The sequence below is a fragment of the Hahella chejuensis KCTC 2396 genome (assembly GCF_000012985.1).
Classification (GTDB): Bacteria; Pseudomonadota; Gammaproteobacteria; order Pseudomonadales; family Oleiphilaceae; genus Hahella; species Hahella chejuensis.
The window spans coordinates 6728262-6749424 of the sequence record NC_007645.1 but is presented as its reverse complement, the minus strand read 5'-3'; the positions used below and the strand labels follow the sequence as shown (position 1 = coordinate 6749424).

At 57.2% G+C, this 21163-nt stretch carries 22 protein-coding genes; 6 read left to right on the top strand and 16 right to left on the bottom strand.

Annotated elements, in window-relative coordinates; all coding sequences use genetic code 11:
• Nucleotides 1-487: 487 nt before the first annotated feature.
• A complete protein-coding gene (locus HCH_RS29895; protein ID WP_083769846.1) occupies nt 488-850 on the bottom strand; it encodes a helix-turn-helix transcriptional regulator in 363 nt (120 codons plus the stop codon).
• Between the two features lie 206 nt (nt 851-1056).
• Between HCH_RS29895 and HCH_RS29890 the strand changes: the two genes are divergently transcribed.
• The 3 genes from HCH_RS29890 (at nt 1057) to HCH_RS29880 (ending at nt 5360) form a co-directional block, all read left to right on the top strand.
• Nucleotides 1057-1971, top strand: coding sequence for a LysR family transcriptional regulator (locus tag HCH_RS29890; protein WP_011400313.1), 915 nt, complete (start codon nt 1057-1059; stop codon nt 1969-1971).
• Between the two features lie 348 nt (nt 1972-2319).
• Nucleotides 2320-3822, top strand: a complete 1503-nt coding sequence (locus HCH_RS29885; RefSeq protein ID WP_011400311.1) for an AMP-binding protein — start codon at nt 2320-2322, stop codon at nt 3820-3822.
• Nucleotides 3819-5360, top strand: coding sequence for an amidase (locus tag HCH_RS29880; RefSeq protein ID WP_011400310.1), 1542 nt, complete (start codon nt 3819-3821; stop codon nt 5358-5360). The genes HCH_RS29885 and HCH_RS29880 overlap by 4 nt, the downstream gene beginning before the upstream one ends.
• A 25-nt stretch (nt 5361-5385) precedes the next feature.
• Here HCH_RS29880 and HCH_RS29875 read toward each other — a convergent pair whose 3' ends face one another.
• From HCH_RS29875 to HCH_RS29825, 11 genes are all read right to left on the bottom strand, one after another.
• A complete protein-coding gene (locus HCH_RS29875) occupies nt 5386-6051 on the bottom strand; it encodes a ChrR family anti-sigma-E factor (protein WP_011400309.1) in 666 nt (221 codons plus the stop codon).
• Complete coding sequence (locus HCH_RS29870) at nt 6048-6701, bottom strand: sigma-70 family RNA polymerase sigma factor (protein ID WP_011400308.1); 654 nt, start codon at nt 6699-6701, stop codon at nt 6048-6050. Before HCH_RS29870 ends, HCH_RS29875 begins: the two co-directional genes overlap by 4 nt.
• A 93-nt stretch (nt 6702-6794) precedes the next feature.
• Nucleotides 6795-7631: a LysR family transcriptional regulator gene (locus HCH_RS29865; protein WP_011400307.1), complete on the bottom strand. Its 837-nt coding sequence runs from the start codon at nt 7629-7631 to the stop codon at nt 6795-6797.
• A gap of 39 nt (nt 7632-7670) precedes the next feature.
• Entirely contained in the window at nt 7671-8600 is a 930-nt protein-coding gene (locus HCH_RS29860) for an MBL fold metallo-hydrolase (protein ID WP_011400306.1), read from the bottom strand.
• 116 nt (nt 8601-8716) lie between these two features.
• Nucleotides 8717-10105 carry an ATP-binding protein gene (locus HCH_RS29855; protein ID WP_011400305.1) on the bottom strand — a complete coding sequence of 463 codons (1389 nt, stop codon included), beginning with the start codon at nt 10103-10105 and terminating at the stop codon, nt 8717-8719.
• Nucleotides 10105-10764: a response regulator gene (locus tag HCH_RS29850; protein WP_011400304.1), complete on the bottom strand. Its 660-nt coding sequence runs from the start codon at nt 10762-10764 to the stop codon at nt 10105-10107. Before HCH_RS29850 ends, HCH_RS29855 begins: the two co-directional genes overlap by 1 nt.
• Before the next feature lie 22 nt (nt 10765-10786).
• Complete coding sequence (locus tag HCH_RS29845) at nt 10787-11431, bottom strand: tetratricopeptide repeat protein (RefSeq protein WP_011400303.1); 645 nt, start codon at nt 11429-11431, stop codon at nt 10787-10789.
• Between the two features lie 49 nt (nt 11432-11480).
• A complete protein-coding gene (locus HCH_RS29840; RefSeq protein WP_011400302.1) occupies nt 11481-12281 on the bottom strand; it encodes an SDR family oxidoreductase in 801 nt (266 codons plus the stop codon).
• Entirely contained in the window at nt 12271-12963 is a 693-nt protein-coding gene (locus HCH_RS29835) for a TenA family transcriptional regulator (protein WP_011400301.1), read from the bottom strand. The genes HCH_RS29840 and HCH_RS29835 overlap by 11 nt, the downstream gene beginning before the upstream one ends.
• Nucleotides 12960-14459: an AMP-binding protein gene (locus tag HCH_RS29830; protein WP_011400300.1), complete on the bottom strand. Its 1500-nt coding sequence runs from the start codon at nt 14457-14459 to the stop codon at nt 12960-12962. Before HCH_RS29830 ends, HCH_RS29835 begins: the two co-directional genes overlap by 4 nt.
• Nucleotides 14460-14479: 20 nt before the next feature.
• Nucleotides 14480-15136, bottom strand: a complete 657-nt coding sequence (locus HCH_RS29825; RefSeq protein ID WP_011400299.1) for a thermostable hemolysin — start codon at nt 15134-15136, stop codon at nt 14480-14482.
• A 190-nt stretch (nt 15137-15326) separates the two neighbouring features.
• Between HCH_RS29825 and HCH_RS29820 the strand changes: the two genes are divergently transcribed.
• From HCH_RS29820 to HCH_RS29810, 3 genes are all read left to right on the top strand, one after another.
• The gene (locus HCH_RS29820; RefSeq protein ID WP_041599022.1) at nt 15327-15587 is read left to right on the top strand and encodes a BufA2 family periplasmic bufferin-type metallophore; all 261 of its coding nucleotides are present in this window, start codon (nt 15327-15329) and stop codon (nt 15585-15587) included.
• Nucleotides 15588-15708: 121 nt separating this feature from the next.
• Complete coding sequence (locus HCH_RS29815; RefSeq protein ID WP_011400297.1) at nt 15709-16572, top strand: MNIO family bufferin maturase; 864 nt, start codon at nt 15709-15711, stop codon at nt 16570-16572.
• The gene (locus HCH_RS29810) at nt 16565-17347 is read left to right on the top strand and encodes an HvfC/BufC N-terminal domain-containing protein (RefSeq protein ID WP_011400296.1); all 783 of its coding nucleotides are present in this window, start codon (nt 16565-16567) and stop codon (nt 17345-17347) included. Before HCH_RS29815 ends, HCH_RS29810 begins: the two co-directional genes overlap by 8 nt.
• A gap of 63 nt (nt 17348-17410) precedes the next feature.
• On the opposite strand, the gene HCH_RS29805 is transcribed toward HCH_RS29810, so the two are convergent.
• The 4 genes from HCH_RS29805 to HCH_RS29790 all read right to left on the bottom strand — a co-directional run bounded on the left by HCH_RS29805 (nt 17411) and on the right by HCH_RS29790 (nt 21127).
• A complete protein-coding gene (locus HCH_RS29805) occupies nt 17411-17893 on the bottom strand; it encodes an FKBP-type peptidyl-prolyl cis-trans isomerase (protein ID WP_011400295.1) in 483 nt (160 codons plus the stop codon).
• 296 nt (nt 17894-18189) lie between these two features.
• On the bottom strand, nt 18190-18939 hold the full coding sequence (locus HCH_RS29800) for a substrate-binding periplasmic protein (RefSeq protein WP_011400294.1): 750 nt from the start codon (nt 18937-18939) through the stop codon (nt 18190-18192).
• 227 nt (nt 18940-19166) lie between these two features.
• A complete protein-coding gene (locus HCH_RS29795; protein ID WP_011400293.1) occupies nt 19167-20570 on the bottom strand; it encodes a TRAP transporter large permease in 1404 nt (467 codons plus the stop codon).
• Nucleotides 20567-21127 (bottom strand): TRAP transporter small permease, encoded by a 561-nt coding sequence (locus HCH_RS29790; protein ID WP_011400292.1) that lies wholly within the window; start codon nt 21125-21127, stop codon nt 20567-20569. The genes HCH_RS29795 and HCH_RS29790 overlap by 4 nt, the downstream gene beginning before the upstream one ends.
• Nucleotides 21128-21163: the final 36 nt, after the last annotated feature.

Sequence of the window (21163 nt, the reverse complement as noted above, 5' to 3'; positions counted from 1 at the left end):
GGGATTATAAGGGGAAATACCCAGAAAATCCCGGCTACATTAAAGAAAAAGCGCAGACTTGCGCAGGGGGAAGTGAAGATGACATGCATCTTGGGTGGATAGCCAAAAAAGGGAGGGCATCCTGTCCGCCTGGATCAAGCGGGCGCGCCCTCCAAAAAGCAGGCCTGTAAAACGTACGTCTCGGCGTCGGTGAATCAGGGTCGGTCCATCACCTTCAGGAATCATGCTGAGACGTCCATTGGCGGCCGGCTTGCGTTGAATCAGCGTTGCAACCGAGAGCGACTCTTTTGGAGTCTGTCGCCCTGATAGCGCCGGCGAAATCGGTCCGCCGCCTTGATCAGGACGCCTTAACGCTGCGTTTTCCCTCGAGTGCGGCAGTCTAGGGAGAAATGCGCCCCCCTGCATCCGTATAGGATACGGAAATGGGAGGGGCGTCCTGACGGGAGCTTATTCTTGTTTTGTCCCTTGGCGGGGCTTACCGGCGGGGTTATCCGGTAGCCTGCAACGGCTGATCCTGGTGGTTCGACTGATACTCGGTGATGTAGCTGCCTCCCATCAACACGAGCGGAATGTGCAGTTTGTTGCGTATCAGCAAGTCAAAGAACTTGATTTTGTTGGTGATGGAAAACTTGTTTTTGATGTTTTCCCGGTAAGTCTCCACCGTTCGTGGCGACAGACCCAGCACCTGACTGCTTTCTTTCGCGGACAAACCGCATAGCCAGAGTCCGATGGTCTGCGCTTCTCGGATGGAAATTGGAACGCCGCTCAGCCGCGCAAGCGACGGCAGCAGATCGTCTTCCGCGGGCGCGCCGCGGTACACAGTGGGGAGGTCATTTCCTTTTGTAACCATGGTAAGCACTTTTACGTCCTATCCTTACATCCATTACTGTTTAACATGTCCCTTTTTGGCGCCGTCCTTGATCGGGAATCATTCCCTATCTGCGCCCAGCGAGTGCTCTATAGTTATCTTATGACGCTAACTGATTAAAAAATAATGATTAATTTTCATTTTGTGTTGCCGTAAAGTAATCATGTTGTATTAAAGGGAAATTTTACATGACTAGGGAACAGCTACGCATATTCGCCGCCGTGGTGAGTGAAGGCGGGTTCAGGGCGGCGGCCAAAAAATTCTACCGCAGCCAATCCGCGATAAGCAAAACCATACGCGCGCTGGAGGAGGAAATCGGCTTCCAATTGTTCCAGCGCGACCGATACCGACCCAAACTGACCGAAAAGGGGGAAGCGTTCTCCGGCAAAGTGAACGAACTTCTGTTGAAATTCTCCGATCTTGACTCTTACACCCGCGAACTGGCCATGGGATACGAGCCAGTCATCCGCGTCGCCGTCAATCATATCTGTCCTTTGGAGAAGGTGTTGCCGTCTTTGCGGGAGTGCGCCGCGCGCTACGCCAATACCCAGGTGGATTTTTATATTGAAACCCTGGAAGGCGCCATGCAGCGTTTGCAGGAGAATCAGGCGGATATCGCCATCACCTATCAGGAGAGGGTGCACGCGTCCCTGGAAGCGTCCCCATTCAGCCAGATCGTTTTGAAAGTGGTGGCGACGCCGGATTATCTCGCCAATCTGTTGCGCTGCGACAATGGCGAACCCGACCTATGCCGTAGCACGCAGATTGTGGTGGAGGACAGCGCCATCAAGCGCCTCGACGAGCGTTATCTGCTGGTGGACAACGGCGGTAAATGGGCGGTCAACGACCATAATCTGAAAAAGCGCATGATCCTCGCAGGCCTGGGCTGGGGACGTCTGCCGTTGCATGAAATCAGAGAGGAGCTGGCCCAGGGCGAGTTGCTGCCAATGCCCCATATCCCTTGTGACGCCACTGAAAAAGTAGATCTCTATGTGTTGCGCAAGTTGGAGAAGCCCCATGGTCCCGCCGTGCGCTTTTTATGGGAAAGTCTCACCCGGACGACGCAAAGAGTTGGCGTGGCCGAGCCGGTGGCGGCCATCTGAGGGAAATAGGCCGGTCATGTCGGGGAAAATATAAGCATCTTCCCTGATAACCGTAATATTCGCGGATACTGACCTACTGGACCTGCTGCTAAGTTCTGCTGCGCACTCCGGCCCGCCGTCCATGATCAGGGCCGTTCATCAAGCCGGCAGGACGGCGCGCAACAGATTGTTGCCGCGCATCTGTGGTCATGACCGCGTCCGGGACCATATTCCAGGGAAAACGTAAGTAAAGGAAGATGTTATGGACGCTGAAAGAGCTGTCGCCAGTGCGCGCTTATGGTTATCGTCGCCATTCAACCCATCACGCTCAGGCGCCGGGTTTGGCGTAACGGCGGAGGAACGCCTCCTATGAGCACTCTGCAGTATTTGGAAACCGCCCAGGGCGACGCGTTGATTACTGCTCGCGAGCGTATGAGCTTCGCGAAACTCCGTCAGGAGGCGGATGCGCTCGTCATCCGTCTGAAAAGCTATTCGATTCGTCGTGCGGGCATCCTGGGCGACAATGACGCCGCCTGGATTATCGCCGATCTCGCCATCGCCCGCGCGGGCGCGTTGTGCGCGCCGCTCTCCCCAAAACTCAGCGATGAACAGTTACGTCATGTCATCCGCCAGGCCGGACTGGAAGCTGTTATTTGCTATGGCTCCGCCGGTGTGCGCTTGCGTAAATTATGGCCGGAAAGTCGGCTGTTGCAGGTTGGCGGCCTTCAGTTGGCATTGACGGGTCTATACAGCGAACCGATGACGGACGTAGATCGCATCGCTTTTTATGTGGATGATTGCGACATTCTCCGTGGCGTGTGTCTGAACCGCCAGACTTTGGACGCCGTGACGGCGTCGGTGTGCGCCAGTGCCAATATCACGGCGCAAGGCCGCCATTTTTGCTTATTGCCGCTGAACTCGTTGGCGGAGCAGGTGGCTGGAACCGGCGCCGCCCTGGCGGCGGGCGCGGCGACGATCATGCTTCCCGCTGAACAGTGTGGATCTGGCTCCCCAACATTTAATCCGGCGGAACTTTATCGCAGCCTGGTGGACTATCGGGCCTCCACCATGCTGATCACCCCGGAACTATTAAAGCCCCTGCTCAGTTATATGCAGTCCCGTTCTCTGACGCTGGACGCCATGCGCTATGTGACCCTTATTGGCGCTCCGGTATCCCGACGCTTGATCAATGCGGCGCGGCGTCAGGGCGCGCCGGTATATGCGGGATATTGTCTAGACGAAGCCGGCTCAATGGTGAGTTTGAGTACGCCCAAGGCGTATAAGCCAGGCTCTGTGGGAAAACCTTTGCCGCACTCGCGAGTGCGCATCAGTGAAGAGGGAGAAGTCATGGTGGGCGGGGCGTTGAGCCTCGGCTATCTGGGCGGCGAGCCGCGCCGCCCCAATGCACAATGGAACAGCGGAGACCTGGGATATATGGACAACGAAGGATTTTTATTTATACGCGGGCGCAAAAAAGATGTGCTGGTGACCGCTGAGGGACGCAGAATCTCCCCGGACTGGATCGAAGCGGAGCTGACCGGAGACCCGCAGATCCGACAGGCGGCGGTATTCGGCGCGGGAAAGTCCAATCTGGTGGCGGTGATCGTATCGGAAGATGCGGATGAACTTACCTCCGTGGTGGAAAGGGTGAATCGTCGCTTGCCGGAGTTCGCCCAGATCAAGGCGGTGGTTGGCGCTACGCAAGCATTCAATGTCGCCAATGGACTCCTGCATTCGTCGGGTCGTAAAAATCGCGAAGCCATTCAGCAAACCTATCAAGAAGATATCGACGCGGTGTACGAGTTGCTTGAAGCCACCCATCGCATGACCTCGCCGAAGGAGGACAGCAAGACAGGGGAGGCGCTGTCTTGATCCCGTTTCCCGAATATGAAAAGTATGACGCCATCGGACTGGCGGAGCTGGCGCAGTCTGGGGAGGTCAGTCCGGATGAACTGCTGGAGGCGGCGATTGCTCGCATTGAGTCTCGCAATCCGCTGGTGAATGCAGTGATCAACAAACTCTACGATCAGGCCAGAGCGCAACTTGAGCACTTGCATCCGCAACAGCCATTGTATGGCGCGCCTTTTTTGCTGCAGGACCTGAATGCGGAGGTGCGCAAGACGCCGACCTCCGCCGGTTCCCGCCTGTTTTGTTCGCGCCCGGTGTTTCATGATTGTGAACTGGTGCAACGCTACCGGCGCGCGGGGTTGGTCATCGCCGGCAAGACCAATACGGCGGAGCTGGGTCTGGCGGTGACCACGGAGCCGCAATTGTTCGGCGCTTCCCGTAACCCCTGGGACCTGAGTCGTTCGCCGGGAGGCTCCAGCGGCGGCGCTGCAGCGGCTGTGGCGGTGGGGATGACTCCGGTTGCGCATGCGGTGGATATTGGCGGTTCTCTGCGGGCGCCTGCGGTGTCCTGTGGTTTGTTTGGCTTTAAACCCTCCCGAGGGCGAGAGCCGGAGGGGCATACTTGGGGGCGGTTGCAGGGCATGGCGGTGGATCATGTGATCTCCCGCAGCGTGCGGGATAGCGCAATGCTGTTAAGCGTCAGCGCAGGGTTGGAGAATACCGAGCAGTGCTATCGCCGGGCGTTGACGGGACCCCGACGCCCTTTGCGCATCGCCATTTGCGAAAAACCGTTCTTCAGCGCCACGTTGAACAACGACAGTCTGCTGGCGCTGGACCGCGCCGCCATGGTGTGCGAGGACATGGGCCATGAGGTGATTCAATATACGCTTAGTCTGGATGAGGAAGAGCTGACGCAGGCCTATCTGACTATCGTGGCGGGAGAAACTGCGCAGATGGTGCGACAGGTCAGTCCCAGCGGTCGGCCACGTCGAGGCGATCTGGAGCTGGCGACCCATCTGTTGTTCAATCTGGGGTTGAGCAAGACTGCAGCGGAATTCGCCTGGGCGACCCAGGTTATGAATCAGGCGGGGCGCAGGCTGGAAACTTTATTCCAACAGTTTGACGTACTGCTTACTCCGGCGATGGCCGGCCCGCCGACCCGACTTGGCGAACTGGCGCCTTCCCAGCAGGAGAAACTGTTGCTGGAGCTGGCGAGAAGTATTCCAATGACGCCGTTATTGAACCTGCTCGCGCAAAATATTCGCGCCAGAAGTTTTTCTCTCACCCCGTTCTCTCCTCTGTTCAATATGGGAGGTCAACCCGCGATGATGTTGCCGGTGTGGTGGAATCAGGATGATTTGCCCATTGGCGTGCAGTTTGCCGCAGGCATTGGTCAGGAGCGTCTTCTGTTCAGTCTGGCGGCGCAGATGGAGCGGGCCTTGCCCTGGTTTCAGCGACGACCGCCGCTGGCTGAACCTCCCAGCATGACGTCAGCCGCGCATCTGGTGTGGCGGAGAACGGCGGGTTATGACTGGGGAGGTCGGATGGCGGCGGAGGGATGATCCTGCGCCGCCGAGAAAACGTCGGTCAGCTGGCGGGCGCGTTCAGGTCCGGCATAAACAGCCGTCTGAAGCGTTCGATCCAGCGACCGATGGGGCCGGCCAGACACACCGGCGCGTCCAGATAAGCGAGGCAGATGCAGTCTTCATTTTCCAGGGCGCGGGGACGGTGACGCTGGTCCCCGCTGCGAATGACGAAGTCGCCTTCTTCATACACGCCCAGTTCATCGGAAAAACCTCCCTGCAGCACCACGGTCACCTCCTGGCCATAGTGCGCGTGCAGAGGCGCGCGGCCGCCGGCGGCGATCTTTTGCAGGCTGAGGCGCTGTCGGCCTTTGCGGGAAACTTCCAGCACGTACTCATACACTTTGAACCACTGCTTGCGCCAGCTTACGGCGCTTAAACCCTCAGGCAGCCAGCGCTGTAGCAGATCCTCTACGGGCTTTTGCAGCGTCGCCGGCGCGCTTTCCTCCAGCTCGATACGCAGCATGATGCGTTCGAATAACGCTTCGTTCAGGTCTTCCTGCGGCAGTTGCTGCAGCATTTCTCCGCCCAGAGCGTTGAGGCGCTGGATGCCGGCGCGGCAGTGAGGGCAGTACTGCAGGTGAACGGCTACGCACAAGGCGAGATGCGGTGAGGCGCAACCCGCTGCGTATTCCATCAGAATGTCATCACTGGGGTGATGTTGACTCATACTGCTTTTTCCCGTTCCTGCAAAATCACCTTCAGTTTCTGCAGAGCCAGACGGACTCTGCTTTTCACGGTGCCCAGCGGCAGGCTGAGTTCTTCAGCCACCCGCTGGTGAGACTTGTCTTCCAGATAGACTTTGGCGATGACGTCTCGTTGCTCTTGCGGCAGCTCTCCCAGAGACTGGCGAATATTGCGTACGATGACGGCCTGCTGGAACGCGCCGGTAGGTTCATCGGAACCTGGCAGGCTCCACAAATAGTCCGTTTCCACCTGGGTTTCCTGGCTGGAGCGTCCCAGCTTGCGCAGCAGGTCGATGCGCGCATTACGGGCGATGGCGAACAGCCAGGTTGAAGCCGCCGCCTTATCGCGGTCGAACTGGGCGGCGCGCCGCCACACGTTGACCATGACTTCCTGCACCAGTTCCTCTGCGTGTTCCAGCATGCCCTGCTTGATGGCGTATGCCTTCACTTTGGGGGCGAAGGCCTGGAACAGTTGACGGAACGCATCCCGGTCCCGCTGTGCGGCTACCGCTTCTATCAAGGGCGCCAGGACATCTCTAGAGGAGGCGGAGTCCTCGCCGGCGTCCGGGTCCTGTTGGTTAGGGTCCATCTTTCGATTAATCGGTAGCACTATGACGTTGTTACTTACCTGCATAGCGTAGCAGCTCCAAAATAAACCGGGCAAATAATGTTCTAACTACGCTGCTGGTGAGGATTTGGATCAGTTCAGTCGAGTATCCGTCAAGTGTCAGTCAAATAAAGGAAGCAGCGCTTCCTTTATCTCATTACGAAGCAGAGGAGACCAGGCGAGTCCCAGCTCCCGTTTGATGTCCGGGAAGCCTTCAATCTGCGAGAGGGGGATGGCGATGACTCCATCTGGCGCGGCGGCGTCAATCCCCTGCGGCGCCAGACAGGCTCCGACGCCGGCGGCGACCAGCGCCAGCGCCCATTCTTCGTTGTCAGTGCGGGCAGTGATGGTGAAGTCCAGTTGATGCCGCTCCGCGAAGGCGCGCCATTGGCCGGACAGATCGCAAAAGGAGCGCTCCACCAAACTGATGCCGTTCAAGTCGCTGATTTCAAGCTGGTCACGCAAGGACAAAGGATGATCGGCGGGCAACAACAGGCTGTACTCATCCCGCCAGAGCGGACTGAAATGGTAGTTTTCCGGGCAGCGGTCGCGGCTGACGATGCGAATATCCGCGTTTTCTTCACCGCGCAGCAGCTCCAGCTGCATTCGCAACTGCAATGGGGCCAGACGCGCCAGCAAGGCTTTGACGCGCTCCAGGCTGACCACCAGGTCCAGGCCAATGCGCAGGGGCGGCAAGGGTGCGCTTTGCTGGAAATGCTTCACCATGGCGTCGCTTTGCGCCAGCAGGCGGCGGGCCATATGATGCAACTCGCGACCGGCGCGCGTAGTGCGTACTCCCTTCTTGCCCCGTTCCAGCAACAGCGTGTCCAATTCGCTTTCCAGCTTACTGACTGCGAGGGAAATGGACGGTTGCGCCACATGACATTGTTCCGCCGCCGCAGTGATGCTGCCGGTTTCCACGGCGGCGACGTAGTAGCGCAGGGCTCTCAAATCCATACAGGCTCCGTTGGTATCAAGTCACCCCTGTACTCTCAACTACTGTGAGGAGAATTCAGGGTAGTGAGGCAGGTCGGCGGCGATCAATTCGTCATGCGCCGGCACGATGGTCAGGTCCGGCTCCACCTGCTGCAGATTGTGTAGCTGAGTCACCATACGCTGAGTCAGGCCATCGTCATCGTTCAAGTTCGCCATCCAGCGCACGAACCCGGGGCGTGGACTGTCATCCCGAACGCCTTTCAGGGTCCAGGTGGCGTCGCCGATAAAGAAATACCGGGTCTGCGCGTTCAGCGTCAAATACAACCCCAACTGACCGCGGGTATGACCGGGAATCTCCACCAGGACGACAGAACCGTCGCCGTAAACATCCAGACTGCGTTCGAAGCCTTTGAACTCAGTGTCGCCCAGCGTCAGAAAGCGCCAGTCGATATTCGGCCCTTCCAGTTGTGAATGCAGAAAGGCCGGCGGTGCGCCTTCCAAGGCCGCGTCATACTCCTTCTGCTGCACCCAGATGGGAACGCCGGGAAAATCCGCCACGCCGCTGGCGTGATCCCAGTGCAGATGGGACAGTACGATCGCCTTCAGGCGCCTGACGTCATAAGTGGTCGCCGCCAGCTGGTCGGCGACGGGAACCCCTTTATCGTAGGCGAACAATGCGCGCGCCCACCAAGGATTGACCTCGAACTGTGCATCCACCTGACGTCCCAGCCCGGTGTCGTAAAGCAAGTCGCCATCCGGATGTTGGATCAGCACTGCGCCATGGGACAGTTTGCGTCGGGTGAACCAACTGCCGCTGCTCACCACCATGGCTTCCTGGGCGCCGCTGGAGGCGCCGGTTTCAATATAGGAAAAACTAATTTCCTCGGCGCGTCCGGGCGCCGCGAGTAAAAGCTGCAAGGACATAGCCGCGCCGAGCGTTAGCAGGCGCGTGGCGAGAGCTATACGTAAATTAGGGTTCCAGAGCGTCATGTCTTATTCCTGCGTGTATGTTTTCCCGCAGAATAAGTCAGACGCTTTTATAGATAAAATATAGTGTTTTTATATTAAAACAATAAAAAATATAGGGATGGGGCGCGAGATATCCTTCATGGGAACGAAATCTGTACGCGCAGCCCGGGCTGATGATCCTGCCGCTCATCCAGAGACATGTGCGCTCGGTGCAGGTCCGCAATGCGTTGACAGATAGAAAGGCCAAGTCCGCTGCCGATTTCGTTCTGCTGCTTGCCGCGGTGAAATCGCTCCATCGCCTGCTGGCGTTGCTCGGGGGGAATGCCGGGGCCCTGATCTTCAATCACCAGGGTTTTATTCTTTACGTGCAGGGTGATCTGAGAGTCTTTGGGCGAATAGCGTAAGGCGTTGTCCACCAGATTGCGCAGCAAAATGCTGAGCGCGGCGGGATTGCCCTGAATCGGCGCACAGCCGTCCGCATTGAATTCCGCACGGATGTTCTTTTCTTCAATCAAGGGTTGCGATTCCCGCAGGATATCCTGGCACAGCATGTCGATCTGCACCGGTTGCGCGTCGCTGAGGGCGCGCTCGTGATCCAGACGGCTAAGCTGCAACAGTTGCTCCACCATGTGAATCAAACGGTCCAGGCCGCGCAGGGCTTTGCGCAGGCAGTCGGAAACCGGTTCGGATTGCGCCATTTCCTGTGCGTTCTGCAAATGCACTTTTACCCCGGCGAGAGGGGTGCGTAACTCATGGGCGGCGTCGGCGGTGAATTGTCGCTCGCGGTCCGATGTGGCTTGCAGACGCTGGAACAGGTCGTTGATGGCGTCCACCAGGATTGACAGTTCGGAGGGATAGTTGGCGTCGTCCAGGGTTTGCAGATTGGCGTAATCCCGCTGTTTCAGCTCCCTGGAGATAGTGGAAAGCGGCCGCAGGGCGCGGGTCACCGCCCAGCTGACGCCCAGCAGGATGATGGGGATCAACAGCAGCGACGGCCAGATCGCGTGTTCGGCGATTTCCGCCGTCAGCTCGCTGCGCACGTCTTCCTGTTGCGCTACCTGTATCCAGATCCGCAGATTCTCATCGAACAAGGTAAAGGTGCGCCATGACTCGCCATCGACCTTGTCGGAGTTGAAGCCAGCCTGATGCCGGGTGAGGTCCTGTGACGCGGATTGGGTTTGAATTAACAACTTGCCGCTTTCACTCCAGACCTGAAACGCCAGCTTTTTCTCATACTTATGACCCAACGGCGTATATTCCTCGCCGTCGCTCAACCCCGCCTCTTCTTTTTCGTCGAGGGCGTAGTCCTCATACACCAGGGCGTCCTGCAGGTGGTCCAGGTTGGTCCGCTTCATCTGGCTGGCCAGCAGGCTTTGCAGCATGCGGGCCATCTGCGCCAGTTCGGCGTCGAACAGCTCTTCCACCTGTTCCTGGGAGTCGCGGTAATTGGCGAAGGCGGTGAACAGGCCGCCCAGACAGATTATGGAAATCAGTGAAATCAGCAGAAAACGTTTGATGGAGCGCATTATTCCTTCTCGATCATATAACCCATGCCGCGAACGGTTTTAATCAGGTCGGGGTTGAGCTTTTTGCGCAGGTTGTGAATATGGACTTCCATGGTGTTGCTGGACACATCATCGGACCAGCCATAGACGAGCTCTTCCAACTGGTCTTTGGACAGCACCCTGCCGCGATGAGAGGCGAGCTCATACAGGAGCGCGTATTCCCGGCGCGACAGGCGCACTTCCTCAGCGCTTTTATAAACCTGATAGGAAGAGGGCAGAATGCGGATGTTGGCGAGCTGGATTTCCGGATGCGCATTACCGGAACCACGCCGGCTGAGTGCGCGCAAACGGGCTTTCAGCTCGCTGACGTCAAAGGGTTTCAGCAGATAGTCGTCGGCTCCGGCGTCGAGGCCTTTGACCCGATCCTGTACCTGGTCGCGGGCGCTGAGAATCAGAACGGGGATCTCATCGCCGCGATCGCGCAGGCGTTTCAATACGGTGAGGCCGTCGATGTCGGGCAGCCCCAGGTCCAGAATGACGAGATGGAATTGCTCCAGTTTCAGGGCGTGCAGCGCAGCCTCGCCAGAGGCCACCCAGTCCACGGTGTTGGCCTGTTGACTCAAGCTGGTCTGGATACCGTCGGCCAGTAACTCGTCATCCTCCACCAATAAAATGCGCATTGCGCTACATCATGCTCCGTGGTTATTGCATTTTCTTCAACAACGCCTGGACTTCGCCGCGACGACCTGTGTCGGCGACTTGGCGATCAGGACGCGGCGTCGCCTGCAGGGCTTTTTCAAGATATAGCTTAGCCTGTTTGAGGTCGCCTTGCTCTCGCAGATAGTCCCCGTAGAAGAAGTTGGCGTCAATACCATCCGGATTGATTGCCAGGCCTTTGCGCAGCAGTTTTCCAGCTTCTCTATCGTCGCCGAAGCTGAGCGGCCAGCCTGGAACCTGGTAGTACAGCGCGCCCAGACTGGTGTAGGCGGAGCCGCCGAAGGCGTTGGCGTCGATAGACATGGCTTTTTCGAAGCAGTCCCTGGCTTCTTTCACCAGGGAAAGGGCTTTGAGGCCGCCCTTGGCGCCGGCGTAGGTGCTGGTGATGACGCCTTTCCAGATCCATGCGTTGGGATCTTCAGGGTGCGCGTCAACCGTCTGATCCGCTTGTCCCTTCAAGTCCTGGTAACCTTTCTCCTGTTCCTTGGCGTCGACTTCATAACGAACGTGCGCCCAACCGTGATACAGGTCTTTAACGTAACCTGCGACCTCTTCCGCTTGTGCGGAGGCGGCTCCCAGAGACATGGCTCCGGCGACGATCAGCGCGCGGGCGATAAGTGTGTATGACATGGATAATCTCCTCTTTTAATCAGACGCTGTTGCGTTTAGAGCGGACGAGTCAGGTGTTCTGGCGCGCCAGGTATTTGCGAATAATAGGTAGCTGCTTGCTGATGGAAACCGCCACCAGCGCAGGGAACAAGGCGTTGATGCGCACGAATAACTTTTCCGGCCAGCCCAGATAAACCCTTGGAGTGCGTCGGATGATGGCGGCGCAGATTTGCTCCGCCACCCAGTCCGGTTCGTCCATGCGGTTGCCCAGCTCCGCATTCATGGATTCGACAGCGGAGCTGTTGATAGTGGTGCGGGTCGCGCGAGGCGCGACGTACAGCACCTGCATTGGCGAGTCCGCCAGCTCCCGCTGCAGGGCCTCGCTGAAACCGCGCATGGCGAACTTGCTGGCGCAATAGGCGGCGAAACCGGGATAGCCGATGGAGCCGAATGTAGAACCGATATTGACGATCATGCCCTGCTGAATGCGCAACTGCGGCAGCAGGCGTTGGGTCAGCAGCATGGGGCCGGTGACGTTGGCTTCCATCAGACAACGGATGCGTTCGGCGCTTTGGTCTTCGAATTCAATAAAGTCGCTGACGCCGGCGTTGTTGATAAGCATGTTCACCTGGGGGACCCGCGCCGCCTCTTGAGCGACTATGGAGATTCCCGCCTCCAGACTGATATCCGCCACGACGCTGCGGCAGCGGCCGCCGTTGGCCAGAATGCGCGCCTGCAGCCTTTGCAGTTTGTCTGCGTTTCTACCCGTGATCACCAGCGTCGCCCCCTGTTTGACGAGCCGCAACGCCAGAGCCTCGCCAATGCCGCCGGTGGCCCCTGTGAGCAGAATGGTTTTATCTTTAAGCTGCATGGTGGCTCTCCTGATTAAGCGCTTCGCGCTCATGGTTGCGAGGCAGGGCGCGGAAGACGGCGCCGTACAGTTCGTAGAAGACCTTGCTGGCGTGGATGATGGCCTGCTGGTCTTCGTGGCGCCCGATTTTGTTCATCAGCTCCTCAAAGAAACAAATGTGGTCCTGATCCAGACTGCCGTGGGAGAACAGGTAGCTAAACGCCTGATTGGGCAGCCCGAGGGTCTTTTGAATGATTTCCCCGGCCTGGGTGGCGGTAGTGACGCTGGTCCCCTCCAGCACGTGCACCATGCCGAAGAAGCCCAGCGGATTGACGCGCATGACGGTGTCGTAGGCGTACGCCACCATCAGTTCTGTGGTCAGATGGGGGCGACTGCGTCGGACTTTTTCCTTGTCGTCGCCGCAAACGGCGATGTCGTTCAGAATCCATTCCTGATGGCCGCACTCTTCCTCAATGTATTCCGCTACGGCTTCCCGCAGCCATTCGTAATGCTCGGGCAGACGCCCTCCGCAACTCATTAGCAGAGGTACGGTGTGCTTGACGTGGTGGTAGGCCTGCGTCAGGAATGCGACATACTGACTCAGTGTAATTTCACCGCGCAGCGCATCCTGGATAATCGGGCTGGATAGCAGTCGGTTGCGTTCCTGTTGGGTTTCCGCCTGCAGACGTTGGTAAAAGCTCATGGCATGCTCCTGGTGAAAGGCTGGGAAGATTGAAACAGGTCGTTGAGACGGTCCTTGTGTCGGGCGGCGATGGCGCACCTGCGCACCCGGCCATTGGCGGTGAGTTGGCCGTTTTGGGCGCTGAAGGGCGCGTCGCTGATAATGATGTTGCGCACTTGGGCGTAATCCGGCAGGCGCTGGTTAATCTGTTCCACCGCCTGCATCAACAGGTCATGACCGATGTCGGGTTTGGCTGGCGTCACCACGGCGACATTGAAAGGTTCGCCATCGCCAAATAAAGCGGCCTGGGCGATACAGGGCGCGGACAATAGCTCGCTCTCCACCCATTCTGGCGACAGATTGCGGCCAAATGCGGTGACGATCAGGTTTTTCTTTCTGCCTTCGAGATAAAGGTAACCGTCTTCGTCCAGTCGCCCGATGTCCCCGGTGTGAACCGGCTCGGCGCTCTTCTGCGGCTCGCCCAGATACCCTGAGTAGACCGGACCCTCGACAATGATTTCCCCGTCATCGGCGAAGGACAGACTGATGTGAGACAAGGGCTTGCCCACGCTGCCGGGACGTGACGCCGATGGGCGGTTGAGGCTGACTACGGAGGCGCATTCGGACAGTCCGTAACCTTCGTATACAGGGACGCCCAACTGCGCCGCTTGCGCGAGCATGACAGGAGATACCTTGGCCCCGCCAACGGCGACGCACTGGAGCCTGTTCAACCGTAGTTGCCCGCCGGCGATAAGAAACAGCATCGCTTTCAGCAACTCTGGGGTGAGGATCAGCGTTTGCGGATTCCAGCGTTGCAGAGTCTGCGCCCACTGCTTTAGATCCAGGCCGCTGGAGCCGTTCAGTCCCAGGCTGCCCAGGGCGGGAGCGATAACCCTGCCGCCTTTATATAGCGCGACATACACGCCTGCGATGTTTTCCAGCAAGGTGGCCAAAGGCAATGTGCACAAGTGGCCGATGGGCTCATTGATTTCAACCGCTTGCGCCAGACTCAGCATGACCGTCTCCAGAGCGGCGGCGTTCAGGCGCGCGCCTTTGGGTTGAGCGGTAGAGCCGGAGGTGTAAGTGACCTTGATGATGTCTTCGATGGCCTCGTCGGTACGCGCTGAGGCTCCGGTCGCTATCGCGTACAAGCCCAACTCTGCATCCAGTAGTGTCGCTTCCGCTGTTGGCGGTTCGGCGGCCTGCGTGATAACGGCTTCAATGGCGGCTTCGTTAAGTAAGTGCTCTCGCTGTGAGGCGGTGAAGAACAGTGGAATTGGGATCAGCGTGACGCCAACGTGTAAGCAGGCCAGGTCGGCGCAGATCCAGGCTGGCCCATTGTCCGCCTCCAGCGCCAGACGGCGAACGCCCAGCTCATGCAGTGTGCGGGACAGACTTTCTACCGTGCGCCATAGCGTCTCATAAGTCAGCGCTCCATGTTCATTCTCCAGCGCGATGAGGGTGGGGGTGGTCTGCGCGTTTTCGCGCAGGCGTTGTATTAAGGCGTTTGCAGTCATACAAGCTCTCCCTGCGTGAGTTAGTCTTCGTGTTGCGGTTGTGGACAGCGCTCCAAAACCTTCGCCATTACCGGGTTGCTAATCAGGTGGTGGATGCTGTGTGGAATGGATATGGCCATTACTCTGGGAGATTTGTCGTAGTAGCTGCCCCAGCTGGCGGCGTCCCGGCCCAGTGCTTCCGGCATCGCTTTGGCGAGTTCGATCATGGGCAGGTCAAAGCGACGGAAGCTGTTCAGCAATTCTGGAATCACGGTCAGGGTCAGCCACTGGTAATTGCGTTCCGAGAAATAGCGGGCCAGCACCAGAATCAGACGACGCAACGCCCCTTGAGTGGTGGACGCCAGATTGCCCACTTCGATAATCCCGCTGCGTGAGCAGGGCGCGCCCTGAATCCGCGCCAGAACCTGTTCGATGGGCGCATTCAGATATTGCTCCAGAAACAGCGGGCGGGATTGGGCGCTTTGGTAGCCCAGGACGGAGATCAACCTGTCCCGCTCATAGCAAAGAACAAAGTTTTCCATGAAGTAACGGATGTGGGCGCCGTACTCCTTATTGAAACGCGTACGGATGAACGATTCGGCGACAGCGCGCGAACGATGTCCCGGTCCGGCGTGGATATAACGATTGCCGATGGCCGCTGCCGCCACTGGGGCGGGAAGTGTGTCCGGTTGCTGCATAAAGCCTCCTCGTGGATGTCTCTCTGCAGGTTACTTTGGCAAGCTTAAGGAACCCTTAAGTGAAAAATATTTTTCTTTGAGTAGAGAACCCGTGAACTTTTCAAAACGCGCCCGGTCAAATCAATCGTTGTCGCAATACTGGGACGACGAAAAATTCTCAATCACTATTTTTCTGCTTAAGGATATTGTTATGAACCAATCACAAAAGAAACTGACTGGCGCTGCTCTGGCTATCGCTGCTGCGGGCTTTTTCGGTACTGCCGCGCTGACTTCCACTACCGCAGTAGCGGCGGAAGCACAGGTTCATTGCTGGGGCGTTAACAGCTGCGCCGGTCATAATGACTGTAAAACCGCTAACAACGACTGCAAAGGCATGGGCAGCTGCCAGGGTCAGGGTTTCCTGAGCATGACCGCGGACGAGTGCAAAGCGAAAGGCGGCACAGTTAAGTAATCGCGGTTGCGAGCCGACCGTTGATGCGCGCTGGTCCGGTGGCGACGCCGGACGCGCCTTTGCAATAAAACGGTCTATATTGTTTTCGACTTTTTATTCCATCACGACGCACTGAATCTCTATGAATGCCCGTCCCGCTTTTTCCGGCTTTGGTTTGGGCCTCAGGCCTGATTACTACTCCCATATTCTGGAAACCAGACCGCCGGTGGACTGGTTTGAGATCATCAGTGAGAACTATATGGTTGAGGGCGGCAAGCCGCTGTATTTCCTTGACCGCATTCGAGAAATTTATCCCCTGGCGATGCATGGGGTGTCCCTGTCCATTGGCTCCACGGCCGCGTTGGATCTGGGTTATCTAAGTCGACTCAAGGCTCTGATCGACAGGGTGAACCCGCTGTGGGTGTCCGACCATCTGTGTTGGACCGGTCTCAGCGCCCATAATTCCCATGACCTGCTGCCGTTGCCTTACAACGCCGAGAGCGTGCGTCATGTGGCGGAGCGGGTAAAGCAGGTGCAGGCGTTTTTGGGGCGACGCATTGCCCTGGAAAATCTGTCCAGTTATGTGAATTTCAGCGAGTCCGATATGATGGAATGGGAGTTTGTCGCCGCCGTCGCCGAGGAAGCGGACTGCTGGCTGCTGCTGGACATCAATAACATTTACGTGAGCGCGCGCAATCATCAGTTTGACGCGCTGACCTATATGAACGGCATTCCGCAGGATCGGGTGATCCAATTTCATGTCGCTGGCCACTCCGATTATGGCGACTATATCGTCGATACCCATGACGCTCCGGTAGCGGACCCGGTATGGGAGCTTTATCGACTGGCGGTGCGTCGTTTCGGTAAAGTCTCGGCGATGATCGAGCGGGATGACAATATGCCCGAGTTTTCAGAACTGATGAGCGAGCTGGCGACATTACGCGGCATTGCGGAAGCGGAGTTCCCTCGACTGGAGGCGGTGCGGAGCGAGGCGGCTTATGTCTGATTTGTCCCGGCTGCAACACGACTTTCTGACTGCGATCAGCACCGCCGAGGGCGGGGCCGTCGACTCTGCGTTGAGCGCAGGGGCGTTAAACGCGGCGCAACGCATAGAGATTTACCGCAACGCCTATTTCACCCGGCTGATTGGCGTGTTGTCGGAAGACTATCCTGCTGTGCGCGGGTTACTGGGCGACGAAACCTTCAAGCAAATGAGTCGCGACTTCATTATTCTGCATCCATCGTCGAATATGTCAGTACGCTGGTTTGGCGAGGCGTTACCGGATCATCTGGCCTGTACGGAACCTTATCGCCGCCATGGCGTGCTGGCCGAACTGGCGGAGTGGGAACGCTTGCTGCGCCTGATGTTTGACGCCAGCGATGCGCAACCCATAGACATGAGGGCGTTTCAGTCGATTGCGCCGGATGCCTGGCCAGCCTTGTGCTTTGATTTCATCCCGGCGCTGACGCTGCATCGTCATTGCTTCAATACAGTTCCCATCTGGAAAGCGTTGAAAGAAGAGTATACGCCGCCGGCGCCTCAGGCTTTGGAGCAAGAGGAGACCTGGCTGCTGTGGCGTGCGGAGTGGGTGACTTTGTTTCGGTCTTTGGCGGCGGATGAGGCGGCGGCCATTACAGCGGTGAGCGAGGGGGCCAATTTCGCTGACTTGTGTGAGTTGTTATGGGAGTGGCATGGTGAAACCGCGGCGCAAAGAGCGGCGCAGTTACTGCAAACCTGGACCCAGGCGGGATTGCTGCGGGGCTTAGCGCAAGACGTCTGAGCGGCGTCGGCTCAGAAATAAAAAAGGCGACCAATGTCGCCTTTTTTATATTCGGATCACCGCTTAGTGGTGGTGTCCGCCCTCGCCGTGAACGTGGCCGTGAGACAACTCTTCTTCAGTAGGCTCGCGCATTTCAACGATTTCCACGTCAAAGTGCAGCGTTTGGCCGGCCAGAGGGTGGTTGGCGTCGATAGTGGCGGTGTCGTCGGACACTTCCATAACCACGATGACGCGCGCGCCGCCTGCAGTCTGTGCATGGAACTGCATGCCAGGCTCAACTTTCTCTACGCCTTCGAAAGCTTCCAGCGGAACAACCTGAACCAGTTCCGCAGAGTACTCGCCATACGCGTCGGCGGGATCTACCGATACTTTCTGTTTGTCGCCAGCGGACAATTCACGCAGGGCGTTTTCCAGTCCCGGAATAATGTTTTGAGCGCCTTCCAGATAGGCCAATGGCTCGCCGCCGGCGGAGCTGTCGATCACTTCGCCATCGTCGTTAGTCAGTGTGTAGTGAATGCTCACAACCCGGGGTTTGATATCAGACATAAAAGCACCTTTAAGGTTTGGTGAGGTGGTTGAGCACGCCGCCGTGGGCGTTCCCTCGTGTGTTTCCGCCTCGTTATCGTAAAACTCAATCGGACCGGGTTTAAAAGCGCAGATAGGCAACTGGCGTTAAAACAAGGGAACGATATTAAGAGTTAAGTTGGAGCGGTCCCATTGTCAAAAGGGGACCGCCTGCCGTACCCGCCAGTCTAGTGAGGTTATGCCCAGTTCTCAAGGGTCGCCGGACAATCCGCGGAGGATAGATTGCGGCAGGCGCTGGGGGGTTCCAGCAGCGCCGCTTACATGGACGACTCCAATTGATATTTATCCAGAACTTTCTGCGCTTCGCCGTCTTTGTATAACTGGCGCAGAGTCTTGTTGAACTTATTTATTACTTTGCGGGAAGTGTGGCCTTTGACGAAACCGACGTAGTAGTTGATCGACTTGTGGTTCCAGGCGAAGCGAATGTCCTTGAGGCCCAGTTGGCGCAGAATTTCAAAACCGACATCACGGTTTGAATAAACTGAATCCACTTTTTTATCGCTCAGCATACGGAAAGACACCAGATCGTCTTTCGCTAGCACGATTTTCATCGTGGGCATGGCGGTACCAATAGTCTCCAGCGTTTTGGAGGTGTTGGAGGGACCGAATACGCCAACCTGATGCTCAGAGAAATTGTAGAGGGTTGAATATTGCCTGGTGTCGCTTTCGCTAACGAAGAAACCGTAACTGGTTTTCAGGATGGGCAGGGAATAGTGCAGCCACTCGCTGCGCTGCTCATTCCACCCGATGACATAAAGGCCATCGACCTGCTTTTCTTTGGCCTGCTGTTGCGCGACCGTCCAGTCCAGCAAGTTGAACTCGCATTGGATTTCGGATGCTTTACAGATGAGTTTTACCAGCTCGGTGCCTGGGCCGGCGACTTCGCCTTTTTCCAGATAAGTGAAAGGTCTGAAATCCTGTGTGTTGAAGACCAGCTTGTCTTCAGCGGAAGCCAGCGTCGCCGCTCCCATGCACAGTGCGGTTAGGGCCGCAGTTAGGATTTTCATTATTGCCTCCGGGTATGTGAATATTGCTTGTTATTATTTCATGTTATTCCCGATGGTTGTATTTCCTTGTTTTATATAATTATTTGTTATGTTTTTCTGTCTCGCCAGTCAGCAAAAAAAGGGGTAGTGGGACCTACCCCTGAATATCCGCGAGAGTATGCGGACGTTTGCGAATCTCGTTACGCTCTACCTAACGCCTCCTCTATTTATGCGTATTTACGCGCCTTTTAGTTGTATCCCTGTAGCTTGTCGATGTATTCCGGCAGGAACAGAGATATTTGCGGCACGTATGTAATCAGGATCAGGAAGCCCAGGAGGAGGCCCAGCCAGGGCAGGGCGGCGCGAATGACCCAACCGATGGAGCGATTGGTTATGCCCGCTGTTACGAATAAGTTTAGCCCTACTGGCGGCGTTAGCATGCCAATTTCCATATTCACCACCATAATAATGCCAAGGTGTATCGGGTCGATGCCCAGCTGGGTGGCGATGGGGAACAGAATCGGCGCCATGATCAGCAGAATGGCGGAGGGTTCCATGAAGTTGCCCGCCATCAACAGCAGAATATTCACCACAATAAGGAAGCCCCATGCCGGTAAGCCCCACTCTACGATAGTCGCGGCGATGGCCTGAGGAATGCCTTCGGACGTCAGTACGTGGGCGAACAGCATAGCGTTGGCGATGATGAACAACAGCATCAGACTGACTTTGGCCGCATCCAGCACCACGTGACGCACTTCTTTATCGGTCACTGACTTGGGCAGCGCCAAGGCGCATTGCAGAGTGTTGCGGATCACTGCGCTGGGAATCGCTTCGCCTTGGTTGCGCCAGGCGATGTCTTTCAACGGACCAATATCACGATAGCCAATAACGGCGATCAGGTAGGCGTATACCGCCGCTACCGCTGCGGCTTCCGTTGGACTGGCGACGCCGCCGTAAATGGAGCCCAACACGATAACGATCAGCATGATTCCACCCATTGCGACTACACCGGTTTTGATGAGTGTTTTGACGCCGGGGAATGGCTGAGAGGGCAGTTTCTTAATGCGTGCGGCGATATAGATGGCGATCATCAGAATGCCGCCCATCATCAAACCGGGAATCAGGCCAGCCATAAACATGCGCGCCGCGGAGACTTCCGTCGCGGCGGCGTACACCAGCATGACGATGGAAGGAGGGATAAGAATGCCCAGCGTACCGGCGTTGGCGATCAGGCCTGCGCCGAAGCTTTGCGGATAACCCGCGCGCACCATACCGGCGATGACGATCGAGCCTATCGCCGCTACGGTTGCGGGCGAGGAACCGGATACCGCCGCGAACAGCATACAGGCCATGACGGACGCCATACCCAGGCCGCCGCGAATATGGCCGACGCTGCTGACGGCGAAGTCAATCAGACGTCGCGCCACGCCTCCGGTGGAAAGAAACGCGGAAGACAAAATAAAGAATGGAATCGCCAGCAGCGTATAGTGGCTGGAAGTCGCCTCAAACATCTTCAGCGCTATGGACGCCAGTGACGTGTCCGGGGCGAAAAACAGAATCGTGACGATACTGGACAGACCCAAGGCGACGGCGATCGGCATGCCCATCAGCATGCAAGTGAACAGCAGGATGAAAAGTACGGTGGCGGTCATGGGCGGTTACCTTGCGCTGAAGTGGAAGCTCCCGCTGTCTCATCGGCGAGATGCATGCTTTCTTTGGCTTCATCTACGAACTCGAAGCCGTTGGACTTACCGACGATGATCGCCCACAGCAATTGCAGGAAGCGAATTGCCAACAGGATGAAACCAATGAACAGGATGCTTTGCGCAACCCAGCGAGGCACGGGAATGTCGCTGAGTTCGATGCCGATCTTGTGCATTTTGGCGAGGTAGATCCAACCGCCATACAGGAATAACCCGCAGTAGACCAGACACATCACGACGGCTAATGCGGCGACGGCGCGACGGGGTCCCTTGGGTAAAAGTTTCACGAAAGCGTCCACGCCGATGTGGGCGTTCACCCTGACGCCGTAGGATGCGCCAAACAACACCATCCAGGCTCCCAGATACAGGGTGGCTTCTTCCGCCCACAGCAGGCCGGTGTTGAAAAAGAAACGAAGCATGGTTTCCGAGAACACCAGCAGGGTCATGGATACCAACAACAGACACAGAACGCTTTCTTCAAAGCGATGGACGATTCGACCAAACATGATGGGACCTAATTCTGGTTATTGTACGGCTTAAAA